A 14,099-nucleotide genomic window follows, 5' to 3' on the forward strand; every position below is an offset into this window, starting at 1 on the left:
CGGACGTTACCAACCGGACCTGGACGGGCCGGTCAGACCGGCGGTTGTCGTCGGTTTCGGTGCGGTGGCGACGGGCGGGTTTCGCGTACACAACGGCTGCCTTGAATGTGTGACTGTGCCCCATGTCATAGCGGCGACACGTCGTCGTAACGTCTCGGCAACTCGACCGTGACCCAGTTCACAGTCCGCCCCTCCAGGAGGCCGCCGTGCGCCGCTCCTCGTCCACCCTCACCCGGCTGCTCGGTGCGGTCGCCGGGATCGCCCTCGCCGCCGCCGGCGCGGTCGCCATCGCCGCCCCCGCCCAGGCCGCCACCCTCACCCAGGTCACCGGGTTCGGTTCCAACCCCGGCAACCTCGCCATGTACGCCTACCGGCCGGACAACCTGCCGGCCAACTCCCCGGCCGTCGTGCTCCTGCACGGCTGCGTCCAGAACGCATCCGGCTACTTCGCCAACTCCGGCTGGCAGAAGTACGCCGACCAGTGGAAGTTCGCCCTGATCGTCGCCCAGCAGCCCTCCGGCAACAACGCCAACTCCTGCTTCAACTTCTTCGAGGCGGGGGACACCACCCGGGGGCAGGGCGAGGCGCTGTCGATCAAGCAGATGGTCGACCACGCCAAGGCGAACTTCGCTGTGAACGGCTCCCGGGTCTACGTCAGCGGGCTCTCCGCGGGCGGGGCGATGAGCGCGGTCATGCTCGCCACCTACCCGGACGTGTTCGCCGCCGGGTCGATCATCGCGGGGATCCCGTACCGCTGCGCCACCAGCATGGTCAACGCGTTCAGCTGCATGAACCCGGGCGCGGACAAGACCCCGGCCGCCTGGGGCGACCTGGTCCGGGGCGCGTACTCCGGCTACACCGGCCCGCGCCCCCGGGTGGCCATCTGGCACGGCACCTCGGACACCACAGTCACCCCGCTCAACGGCACGGAGTCCCGCGACCAGTGGACGAACGTGCGGGGCGTGTCGCAGACCCCGACCAGCACCTCGTCGCTGCCGGGCAACACCAGCCTCGAGGTGTACGGCAACGACGACGTACGCCTCTACCGGATCTCCGGGATGGGCCACGGCACCCCCGTCGACCCGGGCTCGGCGACCGAGCAGTGCGGCACCGCCACCGCGTACTTCCTGGACACCATCTGCTCGACGTACCGCGACGCGCTCTTCTTCGGGCTGAACGGCGGCGGGACGAACCCGACCCCGACCCCGACGGCCACCCCCACCCCCACCCCCACCGCGACCGCCACGCCGACCCCGACGGCCACCCCCACCACGGCGCCGACCTGCGTGACGGCCAGCAACTACGCGCACGTGACGGCCGGTCGGGCGTACCAGTCCGGTGGCTACGCCTACGCCAACGGCTCCAATGAGCGGATGGGCCTCTACAACACCTTCTACACCAGCACCCTCAAGCAAACCGCCCCCAACCACTGGGTAATCGGCTGCTAACCCCCCCCCACCCCACCCACCCCACCCACCCCACCCCACCCCACCCCACCCCACCCCACCTGCCAAGTTGATCAAGAGGTTTGCGTCATCCGACGGCCGGATTCTGACGCAAACCTCTTGATCAACACGGGTGTCGGTGGGGGGGGTTAGGGGGTTAGGGGGTTAGGGCTGCTTTTAGGGCAGTGTTGAGGGTGGGGTGCTGGTAGGGGTAGGCGGCTCTGGTCAGGACTCCGGGGAGGACCCGGGTGCTGGTGAGGGCCTCGTGGGAGAAGCCGCCGAGGGCCACCTTGAGCGCCAGCGCGGGAATCGGGATGACCGCCGGCCGGTGCAGTTGCCGGGCCAACTCGCGGGTGAACTCGGCGTTGGTGACCGGGTTCGGCCCCACCACGTTGACCGGGCCGGCGATGTCGTCGTTGTCGAGCAGGAAGCGGATCGCGTCCAGCCAGTCGGCCATCGAGATCCACGGCAGCCACTGCCGGCCACTGCCGAGTCGGCCGGCGATGCCGAGCTTGAACGGCAGCAACTGCGGCTTGAGCAGGCCACCGTCGCGGTGCAGGGGCAGGCCGGTACGCAGCCGAACCACACGTACGCCGGCGTCCTCGGCCGGGCGGGTCGCGGCCTCCCACACCCGGCAGACGTCGGCCAGGAAACCTTCGCCGGCCGGGGCGTCCTCCTCGACCGCGCGGTCGCCCGTGTTGCCGTACCAGCCGACGGCCGAGGAGTTGAGCAGCACCCGGGGCCGGTCCGAGGCGGGTAGCCCGGCGATCGTGGTCGCCAGCGTGGTGGTGGTGTCCACCCGACTGGTGCGGATCAACCGCCGGTAGTCGTCGTTCCAGCGTTTGTCGCCGACGCCCGCGCCGGCCAGGTTGATCACGGCGTCGGCCTCGGCGACCACGGCCGGGTCGAGGTGCCCGGCGGCCGGGTCCCATCGCCGCTCCTGCGGCCCACCCGGCCCTCGACGGACCAGCCGGGTGACCTCGTGCCCGTCGCGGACGAGCAGGTCGGCCAGCCGGGTGCCAAGGAAGCCGGACGCGCCGGCCAGAAGGATCCGCATACCCCCATCTTCGTCCAAACCTCCGCCCTCGGACGCACCCCCGGCCCCCACCCCTCGCCGATCTTGCACTTTCGGTCGCCGTTCCGCCCCGCTAAATCCGTTTTGCCAGCACAGCAAGTGCAAGATCGCCGAGGCGCGAGGGCGCGAGGGCGTGAGGGCGTGAGGGCGTGAGGGCGTGAGGGCGCGAGGGCGCGAGGGCGTGAGGGCGTGAGGGCGCGAGGGCGTGAGGGCGTGAGGGCGTGTTAGGGGGTGCGGAGGTCGGACAGGAGGCGCTCCACCTCGGCGTAGGAGTCGGCGTCCAGTGGGCCCAGCTCCAGGGTGGCCAGGTTCTCGTCGGCCTGGGCGACCGTGCGCAGGCCGGGAATCGGCACGGTACGAGGGCTGCGCGCCAGCAGCCAGCCCAGCGCGCCCTGGGCCAGGGTGCGACCGTCGGCGGTCAGCGCCGCGCGGACCTGGTCGACCCGGGCTGCCCAACGTGGCGTCGGCCGGCCGTCGGTGAACCACTCCAGCCACTCCGGTGCCCGTCCGCGTACGTCGTCCGCCCCGACCGCCCGCGTCGACCCGGTGAGCAGCCCCATCGCCAACGGGCCACGGTTGAGGCTGGCCAGGTCGTGTTTGTCGCAGACCGCGAGCACCGCTGCGTTGTCGCGCAGCACCGACTCGTCGTGCTGGATCGCGGCGCAGTGCGGGCCGGCGGCCGCGAACGCCTCCGCCGAGGCCGGGTCGTCGGTGCTCCAGCCGTACGACCGGATCTTGCCCTGGTCGACAAGGGCCTCAAGGGTGTCGACCAGATCGAGTGCGGCGGGCACCGGCAGTGCGTTGATGTGCAGTTGGTAGAGGTCGACGTGGTCGGTGCCGAGCCGGCGCAGCGAGTCTTCCAGGCTGCGCACCGCGAAGGCCGGGCCGGCGTCGGTGCCGAGCGCCAGTCGGGTGGTCTCCTCACTGACGTTGCCGAACTTGGTGGCGATGGCCACGCTGTCCCGCCGTCCGGCGAGGGCCCGACCGAGGATCCGCTCGCTGTGCCCGGCGCCGTAGTTGCTCGCGGTGTCGAACAGGGTCACCCCGAGGTCGAGGGCTCGATGGATGGTGCGGATCGACTCGTCGTCGTCCACCTCACCCCAGCCGAACGGCTGCCCGTCGTCGCCCCAGAGCGGGCCACCGATGGCCCAGCACCCCATTCCGATCGCGCTCACCGTGATGCCGCTGCGTCCCAGCGTTCGTGTCGTCGTCATGGTCACCAGCCTCCAATCTGGAGTGCGCTCCAGGTCAAGCGCTACCATCTCGCGACATGAGCGGTTACGCCCCCTCGGAGGCCGCCCGCCGCAGCGGCTTCAGCCTGGACACTCTGCGGTACTACGAGAAGATCGGCCTCCTCGCGGACGTGGAGCGCACGGCGGGTGGGCAGCGGATCTTCACCGACGAAGACCTCGGCTGGCTGGTGCTGTTCCGCTGCCTGCGCGACACCGGGATGCCGATCGCGCAGATGTGCCGGTACGCGCAGTTGGCCCGCGACGGCGAGCACACCGCCGACGAGCGGCACGAGTTGCTGCGCCACCACGCGGTGCGGGTCGAGGAGCAGATGCGCCTGCTCCAACGCCAGTACGACCACCTTCGGGAGAAGATCCGCTTCTACGAGCAACTGCCCGGCACGACCCCGGGCACGCAGGCCCAGCGGAGACCGGATCGCCGCCCGGACTCCGCCTCGGCCCGACCGCCCTTGTGAAACAGGCCTTAGCCGGGCCCTGTGGCGTGCGGCGGCACGGTCAGGCCGAGCAGTTGCTCCGTCGTCCCGGGTCGACCGGTGAGCGCGTTCAGCGCCGTGACCAGCCGCTTCTCCTCGTAGCGGAAGTGCGACTCGAGCAGGGCGGCCAACCCGCCCAACTCGGCGCGCACCTGGGCGACCGGCACCCCTGCGTCGCCGCCCAGGAGGGCCTCGACCCGTTCCAGGATGCCCGCCACCACCTCGTGATCGGTGATCAGGTTCTGGATGACCGGGCGCAGCTCCGGGATCTCCTCGGCCAGCAGCCGGAACGCGCCCCCGTCCTCACCCGTGTGGTGTCGGCCGAGCGCGGCACAGAAGGTCAGGCAGTGTGCCCGCAGGTCCCGGGACGGGGCGTCGAGGCTTGCCTGGAGCCGGGCCAGTTCCGCGCGGAGCCAGAGATGGATCTCGATCATCTGGTTGCCGACGGCGGCGAGCCGGTCGGCCGGTGAATTGACTGGGTGCACGTTCGTCCCATGCTGCTTGTCCCCGCGCCTCCATGCCCACGGCGGCCTTCGGGCCGGGTGCACCGCGACGCTGCACCGGATCTTATACCGGCCGCGTCACGGCGTGGTCGGCTCGTCGGTCTCCCGGACGTCGTGCCAGCGCGCGCGCCAGGCGGCTTCGTGGGCCTCGTGGCTGGTCCGCTCCTCGAAGACGGTGGCCCGCAGGGCGTGCCGGGACTGCGCCATCACCATCACTTCGACGGCCACCAGGCCCACGCAGATCACCGTCGCGAGGGTGAGCGCGCCGAGCGCCGGCAGGTGCTGGCCGAACGGAAGGGCCGCGGTGAGCACCACAATGACGCCGATGCGGGTCCAGGTGACGGTGTGCAGGGTGCGTAACTGGAAGAGCAGGTTGACGGCGAAGTAGCAGATCAACCCGCCGAAGAGCATCGGCACCGCCCACCCCTCGACCTTCTCGGCGATCCCGCCGGCCGGGTCGGTGATCTTGTGCAGGATCTCCTCGTTGCCGATCGAGAAGAGGATCACCCCGGCGATCATCGGCAGGTAGAGGTACGCGTACGCGTCGCGGGCCATCGCCACCCGGGGGCCGCCCTCCGCCGCGTGCAGGGCGATCCGGGCGGCCGGCCCGATGAAGTCGAAGTGCGCCCACCAGAGGGCGGCGGTGACCACGATGCCGAGCGCGGCGGCCGCCACCGCCGGCCAGGTCACGGGCTTGCCGAGCAGGTTGCCGCCCACCCCCGTCGAGATGATCGACTCGCCCAGCGCGATGATCAGGATGAGGTCGTAGCGCTCCGTCCAGTGCTCGGCGCTTGTCACTCCCCAGCCCCAGGTGCCGACGATGAAACCGGTGGCGTACTGCACCACCACCACGATGATCCAGAGGCCGTCGCGGACCAGGGCGGCCTGGTCGGGGTCGGGGATCTGCGGCGGGATGAGCGCCGCCGCCAGCAGCAGCACGATGCTCACCGCCAGCTCCGGGGCGAACCGCCGTAGCTGCCGCCGCTCCTGCGGGCTGTCCCGCACCACGTGCTGATAGAGGACCATGTGTACGGCCCGGACCACGACGTAGCTGATCGCCACGAGCATCGGGCCGGCGGCGCTGCCCTTCGGGTCGCTGAACGCCTGCGGAAGCGCCAACGCGAACGCGAACAGGGCGACCATCGCGATCACCATGAGCACCGGGACGTAACCCTCGCCGAGCCGTACCCGGGTGGCGACCAGGCTGTGCACCACCCAGATCCACCAGAGCACGGCGAGCACCAGGCCGGCGTGCAGCAGTTGCCGGCCGGTGATGTTCGCGGCGGTGGCCCGGGTGATGATGAAGAACGAGAAGACGAAGACCAGATCGAAGAAGACCTCGAACTTGTCCACCCGGGCACCGGGGGCGATCGGGACGGCCGGCCCCAACCGTCCACGCCGCCGGTAGCCGCTCACGTCCCCACTCTGGCAGCGTCCGGGCTGGTCGGAGGCCCGAACGGCGATGGCGACGGAGCCCGGCGTTACCTCCGGTCCGGCTCGGGGAAGCACCCGGACCCACGGCGTCCCGCAGTGGGCCGGTCGGTACGCCCTACCCCGGACAAGGATGGACAATGACGACGAACAACCCGATCACCACTTCGTTCTCCCACCACTCCACCGCCATGGACGTGATCCGTGGCGTCGACCTCGTCGGACGGCGGGCGGTCGTCACCGGCGGGTCGTCCGGGATCGGCGTGGAGACGGCCCGTGCCCTGGCCAGCGCCGGAGCGGAGGTCACCCTGGCCGTCCGCAACCCCGACGCGGGCCAGCAGGCCGCAAACGACATCACCGGCACCACCGGCAACGACCGGGTCCTGGTCGCCCCGCTCGACCTCGCCGACCAGGGTTCGGTGGCCGACTTCGTGGCCAACTGGGACGGACCGTTGCACATCCTGGTCAACAACGCCGGCATCATGGCCGCACCCCTGTCGCGCACCCCGCAGGGCTGGGAGATGCAGTTCGCCACCAACCACCTGGGGCACTTCGCCCTCGCGACCGGGCTGCGCCCGGCCCTCTCGGCCGGTGACGGGGCCCGGATCGTCTCGGTCAGCTCCGCCGCCCACCTGCGCTCACCGGTGGTCTTCGAGGACATCCAGTACGACAAGCGGGAGTACGAGCCGTGGCAGGCGTACGGGCAGTCCAAGACGGCGAACGTGCTGTTCGCCGTGGAGGCCACCCGGCGCTGGTCCGACGACGGCATCTACACCAACTCGCTGATGCCCGGCGCGATCCGGACCAACCTCCAGCGCTACGTGAGCGAGGAGGAGTTGGACCGGCTGCGGTCGGGCAACGCGGCGGCCTGGAAGACCGTCGAGCAGGGTGCCGCCACCTCCGTGCTGGTGGCCGCGTCGCCGCTGCTGGACGAGGTGGGCGGACGCTATTTCGAGGACTGCCAGCAGGCCGCCCCCGCCCAGCCCGGCCAGCGGACCGGGGTCGCCGACTACGCGCTGGACCCGGAGGCCGCCGAGCGGCTCTGGCAGGTCTCCACCGCCCTGCTCAAGGGCTGAGGAGCGCAAACGGAAGGGCGCCCCGGTCGACGACCGGGGCGCCCTTTCGGCGTTGCGGGTGGATCAGGCCAGGCCCAGCTCCGACTCGAAGTTGCCGGCCTCCAGCCGCTCCTTGACCGCAGTCAGGAAGCGGGCCGCGTCGGCGCCGTCGATCAGCCGGTGGTCGTACGACATGGCCAGGTAGACCATCGACCGGACCGCGATGACCTCGCCCAACTCCGGGTCGTTCACCACGACCGGCCGCTTCACCACGGCACCCGTGCCGAGCATCGCCGACTGCGGCGACGGCACGATCGGGGTGTCGAAGAGGGCACCCCGGCTGCCCGTGTTGGTCAGCGTGAAGGTCGCCCCGGCCATCTCGTCCGGGGTGATCTTGTTGGCCCGGGTGCGTTCGGCCAGGTCGGCGATCCGCTTGGCGATGCCGCCCATGTTGAGGTCACCGGCGTTGTGGATGACCGGCACGAGCAGGCCGCGCTCGGTGTCCACAGCGATGCCGAGGTGCTCGGCAGCCGGGTAGGTGATCGTGCCGCCCTCCAGGTCCATGCTGGCCTGGATGATCGGGTGGGTCTGCAGCGCCTCGATCGCGGCGAGGGCGAAGAACGGCAGGAACGACAGCTTCACACCGTGCTTGGCCAGGAACGAGTCCTTGGCCCGCGTCCGCAGCTTGGCGACCTTGGTGACGTCGACCTCGACGACGGTGGTCAGCTGCGCCGTCTCGTGCAGCGACTGCTGCATGCGCTTGGCGATGGTCGCCCGGATCCGCGGCAGCTTCTCCGTGGTGCCCCGCTTCGCGCTGGGCTCCGGCTTGACGGCCGGCTTCGCCGCAGCGGCCGACGGTGCGGCACTCGGCTGAGCAGCCTGGGCCGGCGCGGCCTTGGCGGCCTTCGCCTTCTCGGCGGCCTCCAGCACGTCCTGCTTGCGGATCCGACCACCCACGCCGGTGCCGTTGAGCGCGGACAGGTCGACACCGTGCTCGGCGGCGAGCTTGCGGACCAGCGGGGTGACGTACCCGGCGGCCTCCTCACCGGCACCCGGTGCCGGGGCGGACGGACGCGGCGGCGTCGAGGTCGACGCGGCCGGCTGCGCGGCCTGCTCGGTCTTCGCCGGCTGCGCCGAGCTCTCGGTCTCCGCGGCGGGCTCGTTGTACGAGGCGCCCTGCGTCGGCTCCTCGACCTTCGGCTCCGGCTTCGGCTCGGCCTTCGGCGCCGGCTTGGCCTCCGCCTTCGGCTCGGGCTTCGACTCGGGCTGCGCCGGGGCGGGGGCCGCACCGGCACCGCCGATGACGACCAGGTCGGCGCCGACCGCCGCGGTCTCGTCCTCGGCGACCTTGATCTCCAGAACCGTGCCGGCGACCGGCGACGGGATCTCCGTGTCGACCTTGTCGGTGGAGACCTCCAGCAGCGGCTCGTCGACCTCGACGCTGTCGCCGACCTGCTTCAGCCAGCGGGTGACCGTACCCTCGGTGACGCTCTCACCCAGGGCGGGCATCTTCACCGCGGTGCCCTCGCCCGACGAGGCGGCGGCCGGGGCCGGCGTCTCGCTCGGGGCCTCGTCCTGGGCCACCTCGTCGGCGGTGCCCTCGGCGGCGGCCGTCGGCTCGGCGGCCGGCTCGACCGACTCGGCCGGCGCCTGCTGCTGCTCCTGCGGGGCGGCCTCGCCACCGCCGGTCGACTCGCCCTCACCGGCGATGACAGCCAGCTCGCTGCCGACCTCGGCGGTCTCGTCCTCGCCGACCACGATGCGGCTCAGCACGCCCGCAGCGGGCGACGGGATCTCGGTGTCGACCTTGTCGGTCGAGACCTCGAGCAGGGGCTCGTCGACCTCGACCGTGTCGCCCTCCTGCTTGAGCCAGCGCGTGACGGTGCCCTCGGTGACGCTCTCGCCGAGCCGGGGCATGGTGACCGATACCGGCATGTTCTCCAGACTCCTTCATTCCCCTGGGGGGATCTTCGCCCGTCGCCGGACGCCGCGGTTTGGGTGATCAGGCGTGCGCGTGCAGCGGCTTGCCGGCGAGGGCCAGGTGCGCCTCGCCCAGGGCCTCGTTCTGGGTCGGGTGGGCGTGCACGAGCTGGGCGACCTCCGCCGGGTACGCCTCCCAGTTGTAGATGAGCTGAGCCTCACCGATCAGCTCACCGACCCGGGCACCGATCATGTGCACGCCGACGACCGGGCCGTCCTCGACCCGGACCAGCTTCACGAAGCCGGTGGTCTTGAGGATCTGGCTCTTACCGTTGCCACCCAGGTTGTAGTTGTACGTCTTGACCTTGTCGGCGCCGTACTGCTCCTTGGCCTTCGCCTCGGTGAGACCCACCGAGGCCAGCTCCGGGTCGCAGTAGGTGACCCGCGGGATGCCGACCTCGTCGATGACGGCCGGGGTCTGCCCGGCGATCTCCTCGGCGACGAAGATGCCCTGCTGGAAGCCCCGGTGCGCGAGCTGGAGGCCGGGCACGATGTCACCGACCGCGTAGACGTTCGGCACGCTGGTGCGCAGCCGCTCGTCGGTCAGCACGTAGCCGCGGTCCATCGTGACGCCCTGCTCCTCGTACCCGAGGTTCGCGGTGTTCGGGCCGCGACCGACGGCGACCAGCAGCAGCTCGGCCTCGACGGTCTCGCCGCCCTGGATGGTCAGCTTGACGCCGCCCTCGGTCTTCTCGACCTTCTCGAACGGCTTGCCGACCTTGAAGTTGATCTTCCGCTTGCGGAACGCCCGCTCCAGCGCCTTGGACGACTCCTCGTCCTCGGCGGCGACCAGCCGGGGCAGCGCCTCGACGATCGTCACGTCCACACCGAAGGACTTCCACACGCTCGCGAACTCGACGCCGATCACACCGCCACCGAGCACGATCACCGACGACGGCACCCGGTCCATCGTGAGGGCGTGGTCGCTGGTGATGATCCGCTCGCCGTCGACCTCAAGGCCGGGCAGGCTCTTCGCGTACGAGCCGGAGGCGAGGACGATGTTGCGGCCGGTGTAGCGCTTGCCGTCCACCTCGACCACGTTCTTGCCGACCAGCTTGCCGGCGCCCTCGACGATGGTGATGCCCTTGTTGCCCTTCAACATGCCCTGCAGGCCCTTGTACAGCCGGGCGATCACGCCGTCCTTGTACGAGTTGACCCCGGCCATGTCGATGCCGATCAGCTCGGCCTTGACGCCGAACTGCTCCGACTCGCGGGCCTGGTCGGCGATCTCGGCCGCGTGCAGCAGAGCCTTCGTCGGGATGCAGCCGTTGTGCAGGCAGGTGCCCCCGAGCTTGCCCTTCTCCACCAGCGCGACCTTCAGGCCCAGCTGGACGGCGCGCAGCGCGGTCGCGTAGCCGCCGCTGCCACCTCCGAGAATGACAATGTCGAAGGTCGCTTCGTTCGGCTCGCTCACGTCCAACTCCCAGGTCGCGTCGCTGCATCGGGGGTCACGGGGATGTAACACGGACACACCCCACCTCGGTCATCTTGTCACCACTGGGCACAGGGTGCGTACTGAGGTGCCCAACGACACGTCATCGACACGTACCCTTGGCACCGTTGTCGATGACGCACGCTGGGGGAGAGATCCGGTGGGGTTGTTCCGGCGCCGCAAACAGGCGGCCGTGCCGAGCCATGACCGTGCCGCCGATCGCGGCGATCTGGACCATCTGGAGAACTTCATCCGGAGCCGGCGCGGCGTCGAGGCGTACATCGAGCCCCGGACGACGGTGACCGAGACCACGGTCATCCTGATCGCCGACGACGGGGAGTGGACCCGCCGCCGCATCGACGGCCCGGACGGGGCCCGGCGCTTCGCGTACCGGATGGGCATCCCGGTGTACGACGTCCGACTGATGGGCTACCCGCAGCGGATGCGCGACTTCAACGAGCGCCGCAAACGTCGCCCCGAGCGGTACTGAGCCACGCGAAGGGGCCCCCGGCGTCGACCGGGGGCCCCTCGCTGTCTCGTACCGTCAGCCGTTGGCGGCGACGTCCTCGACGAGCTGGACGAGCGTGCGGACCGGGACGCCGGTGCCGCCCTTGGTCCAGTAGCCGACCGGCTCGCCCGAGTGGTAGCCAGGCCCGGCGATGTCGATGTGCGCCCAGGCCACGTCGTCGGTCACGAACTCGCGCAGGAACACGCCGCCCTGCAGCATGTGGCCGGCCCGGTCCATCCCGGCGTTGACCTGCGAGATGTCCGCCACATCCGACTCCATGCCCTTACGCACGTCGTCGGGCAGCGGCATCGGCCACGCCGGCTCGCCGACGGCGTCGCCGGCCACCTGCACCCGGTCGCACAGCTCCGGGGTGCCCATCACGCCGGCCATCCGCTTGCCCAGCGAGATGACCTGGCCGCCGGTCAGGGTGGACGTCTCGAACAGGTAGTCGGTGCCGTCCGCGCAGGCGCGGGCCATGGCGTCGCCAAGGATCATCCGGCCCTCGGCGTCGGTGTTGAGCACCTCGACCCGCTTGCCGTTGAACATGGTGATCACGTCACCCGGCCGGTAGCTGGTGCCCGACGGCATGTTCTCCGCCATCGGCAGGTACCCGCTGACCGCCACCGACGGCTTCAGCGCGGCGATCGCCAGCATGGCCGCGCCGACAGCGGCGGCACCCGCCATGTCGGACTTCATCTCCCACATGCCCTGCGCCGGCTTGATCGAGATGCCACCGGTGTCGAAGGTGATGCCCTTGCCGACGAGCGCGACCCGCTTGCCGTTGCCGCCGCCCTGCGGGGTGTAGGTGAGCTTCACCAGGCGCGGCGGGGCCTCCGAGCCCTGCCCGACCGCGACGATGCCGCCGTACCCGCCGGCGGCGAGCGCCGCCTCGTCGAGCACCTCGACGCCCAGGCCCGCCTCACGCGCCGCACTCGCCACCGCGTCGGCGAACGACGGCGGACGCAGCTCGTTCGGCGCGGTGTTCACCCAGTCCCGGCTGAGCCGGACCGCGCCGGCCACCGCCTGCGCCCGGACGACCTCCGCCTGGGCGCCCGCGTCACCGGCGTCCGGCACCGCGATGAGCACCTCGCTCACCGGCTCCCGCCGGGTCGGCTGGGGGCGGGTCTTGTAACCGGCGAACCGGTACCCACCCAGCAACGCGCCCTCGGCCACCGCCCGCAGCTCGGCCGACGCGTCCGCGTCGTCCGGCAGCGGCAGTGCCAGCGCGACCCTTGGTGCGCCGGCCAGGGCCCGGATCGCGGCACCGGCGGCCCGGCGCAGCGTCTCCGGGGCCGGGGCGGCACCCGACGGCTCCGGGCCGAGCCCGACCGCGGTGACGAGCGGAGCGGTCACCGTGCCCAGCGTGGCCAGCTTGATGACCTCACCCGGCCCGCCGGTCGCCCCGAGCAGCGCGAGGGTCTCGGTCAGCTTGCCATCGAACGCGGCAGCGATGCTCTCCGCGCCGCTGGCGAGCAGCAGGGTGCCGGCGAGGCCGCTGGTGGCGCCCTGCTCTCCGGTCTGGCTGTGCACGCCGATCACGATCGCGTCGACGGCGAGCTCGGCCGGGTCGGTGTCGACCAGACTCAGGTTGGTGGTGCGGGGTGATGTCACTGAAGCTACTCCGGGCGGGCCGGGCCGGTCGCGGCGTCGCGTACCAGCGGTGAAGGTCTCCGGCGGAACCTACCTGCCGGACGTCATGGCTGTCCCGCCGACAGCGCCAGCGGGCTCCCGCCGATGCTAACCAGCGACGTTGCCCCCGGTAAGTTGCCACCCATGACCGACGTGACCTCCGACGCCGCCGCGACCCGGCTGCGCCGTTCCCCACTGCACGAGCGGCACACCGCCGCCGGAGCCAAGTTCGCCCCCTTCGGGGGCTGGGAGATGCCGCTGGAGTACGCCGGCGGCGGGGTGCTCAAGGAGCACACCGCGGTGCGTACGGCGGTCGGGGTCTTCGACGTGTCGCACCTGGGCAAGGCCCGGGTGAGCGGCCCCGGCGCGGCCGACTTCGTCAACTCCTGCCTCAGCAACGACCTGGGTCGGATCGGCCCCGGCCGGGCGCAGTACACGCTCTGCTGCGACGACGCCACCGGCGGTGTGGTGGACGACATCATCGCCTACCTCTACGCCGACGACCACGTCTTCCTCATCCCGAACGCGGCGAACACCGCCGAGGTGGTGCGCCGGTTGCGCGCCGCCGCGCCCGCGCAGGTGACAGTCACCGACGAGCACGAGGCGTACGCGGTGCTGGCCGTGCAGGGCCCCCGCTCGGCCGAGTTGCTCGCCGCCCTGGACCTGCCCACCGAGCACGGCTACATGAGCTTCTCCGCCGCGAGCCTGGCCGGGGTGGAGCTGACCGTCTGCCGTACCGGCTACACGGGTGAGCTGGGCTACGAGTTGGTGGTGCCGGCGGACGACGCGGTGACCGTGTGGGACGCGCTCTTCGCCGCTGGCGAGGCGTTCGGGCTGCGCGCCTGCGGGCTGGCCGCCCGGGACACCCTGCGGACCGAGATGGGTTATCCGCTGCACGGGCAGGACCTCTCCCTGGACATCAGCCCGGTGCAGGCCCGCTCCGGCTGGGCGGTCGGTTGGGACAAGCCGGCCTTCTGGGGGCGCGACGCGCTGCTCGCCGAGAAGGCCGCCGGCCCCCGGCGTACGCTGCGCGGCCTGGTGGCCGTCGACCGGGCCATCCCACGGCCCGGCATGACCCTGCACGTGGGTGACGTTCAGGTCGGCACCGTGACCAGCGGCACCTTCAGCCCGACGAGGAAGCAGGGCATCGCCCTGGCCCTGCTCGACACCGACGCCAACCTGGCGGACGGCGCCCAGGTAGAGATCGACATCCGAGGCCGCCGAGCCCCCCTGACCCTGACCAAGCCCCCCTTCGTAACCCCCTCAGTCAAGTAACCCACCCCCCCCCCGCCCCCCCCCCCCCCCCCCCCCCCCCCCC

12 protein-coding genes are annotated in these 14,099 nt (G+C 71.4%); 5 read left to right on the forward strand and 7 right to left on the reverse strand.

Features of this window, described 5'->3' with window-relative positions; genetic code table 11:
• The first annotated feature begins 206 nt into the window (after window positions 1-206).
• A complete protein-coding gene (locus tag AB0C15_RS31370) occupies window positions 207-1,448 on the forward strand; it encodes a PHB depolymerase family esterase (protein ID WP_357358141.1) in 1,242 nt (413 codons plus the stop codon).
• 154 nt (window positions 1,449-1,602) lie between these two features.
• Here AB0C15_RS31370 and AB0C15_RS31375 read toward each other — a convergent pair whose 3' ends face one another.
• The gene (locus tag AB0C15_RS31375) at window positions 1,603-2,502 is read right to left on the reverse strand and encodes a TIGR01777 family oxidoreductase (RefSeq protein WP_357358143.1); all 900 of its coding nucleotides are present in this window, start codon (window positions 2,500-2,502) and stop codon (window positions 1,603-1,605) included.
• Between the two features lie 242 nt (window positions 2,503-2,744).
• Complete coding sequence (locus AB0C15_RS31380) at window positions 2,745-3,734, reverse strand: aldo/keto reductase (RefSeq protein ID WP_357358145.1); 990 nt, start codon at window positions 3,732-3,734, stop codon at window positions 2,745-2,747.
• Window positions 3,735-3,790: 56 nt separating this feature from the next.
• Here AB0C15_RS31380 and AB0C15_RS31385 point away from each other — a divergent pair, with 56 nt between their 5' ends.
• Window positions 3,791-4,225, forward strand: a complete 435-nt coding sequence (locus AB0C15_RS31385; RefSeq protein ID WP_357358147.1) for a MerR family transcriptional regulator — start codon at window positions 3,791-3,793, stop codon at window positions 4,223-4,225.
• Window positions 4,226-4,233: 8 nt separating this feature from the next.
• On the opposite strand, the gene AB0C15_RS31390 is transcribed toward AB0C15_RS31385, so the two are convergent.
• Together AB0C15_RS31390 and AB0C15_RS31395 are read right to left on the reverse strand one after the other, a co-directional pair.
• Window positions 4,234-4,728 (reverse strand): hemerythrin domain-containing protein, encoded by a 495-nt coding sequence (locus AB0C15_RS31390; protein WP_357358149.1) that lies wholly within the window; start codon window positions 4,726-4,728, stop codon window positions 4,234-4,236.
• Between the two features lie 96 nt (window positions 4,729-4,824).
• Window positions 4,825-6,162 carry a low temperature requirement protein A gene (locus AB0C15_RS31395; protein ID WP_357358151.1) on the reverse strand — a complete coding sequence of 446 codons (1,338 nt, stop codon included), beginning with the start codon at window positions 6,160-6,162 and terminating at the stop codon, window positions 4,825-4,827.
• A gap of 155 nt (window positions 6,163-6,317) precedes the next feature.
• Here AB0C15_RS31395 and AB0C15_RS31400 point away from each other — a divergent pair, with 155 nt between their 5' ends.
• Window positions 6,318-7,253, forward strand: coding sequence for an SDR family NAD(P)-dependent oxidoreductase (locus tag AB0C15_RS31400; protein WP_357358153.1), 936 nt, complete (start codon window positions 6,318-6,320; stop codon window positions 7,251-7,253).
• Window positions 7,254-7,316: 63 nt separating this feature from the next.
• Here the strand turns inward: AB0C15_RS31400 and sucB are convergent, their stop codons facing one another.
• The gene (gene sucB, locus AB0C15_RS31405; protein ID WP_357358155.1) at window positions 7,317-9,167 is read right to left on the reverse strand and encodes a 2-oxoglutarate dehydrogenase, E2 component, dihydrolipoamide succinyltransferase; all 1,851 of its coding nucleotides are present in this window, start codon (window positions 9,165-9,167) and stop codon (window positions 7,317-7,319) included.
• Window positions 9,168-9,234: 67 nt separating this feature from the next.
• Complete coding sequence (lpdA, locus tag AB0C15_RS31410; RefSeq protein ID WP_357358157.1) at window positions 9,235-10,626, reverse strand: dihydrolipoyl dehydrogenase; 1,392 nt, start codon at window positions 10,624-10,626, stop codon at window positions 9,235-9,237.
• A 178-nt stretch (window positions 10,627-10,804) separates the two neighbouring features.
• Between lpdA and AB0C15_RS31415 the strand changes: the two genes are divergently transcribed.
• Complete coding sequence (locus AB0C15_RS31415; RefSeq protein WP_357358159.1) at window positions 10,805-11,134, forward strand: hypothetical protein; 330 nt, start codon at window positions 10,805-10,807, stop codon at window positions 11,132-11,134.
• Between the two features lie 54 nt (window positions 11,135-11,188).
• Here AB0C15_RS31415 and AB0C15_RS31420 read toward each other — a convergent pair whose 3' ends face one another.
• The gene (locus tag AB0C15_RS31420) at window positions 11,189-12,763 is read right to left on the reverse strand and encodes a leucyl aminopeptidase (RefSeq protein ID WP_357358161.1); all 1,575 of its coding nucleotides are present in this window, start codon (window positions 12,761-12,763) and stop codon (window positions 11,189-11,191) included.
• Window positions 12,764-12,925: 162 nt separating this feature from the next.
• Between AB0C15_RS31420 and gcvT the strand changes: the two genes are divergently transcribed.
• A complete protein-coding gene (gene gcvT, locus AB0C15_RS31425) occupies window positions 12,926-14,056 on the forward strand; it encodes a glycine cleavage system aminomethyltransferase GcvT (protein ID WP_357358164.1) in 1,131 nt (376 codons plus the stop codon).
• Window positions 14,057-14,099: the final 43 nt, after the last annotated feature.

It is taken from the genome of Micromonospora sp. NPDC048835 (genome assembly GCF_040649995.1).
GTDB lineage: Bacteria > Actinomycetota > Actinomycetes > Mycobacteriales > Micromonosporaceae > Micromonospora.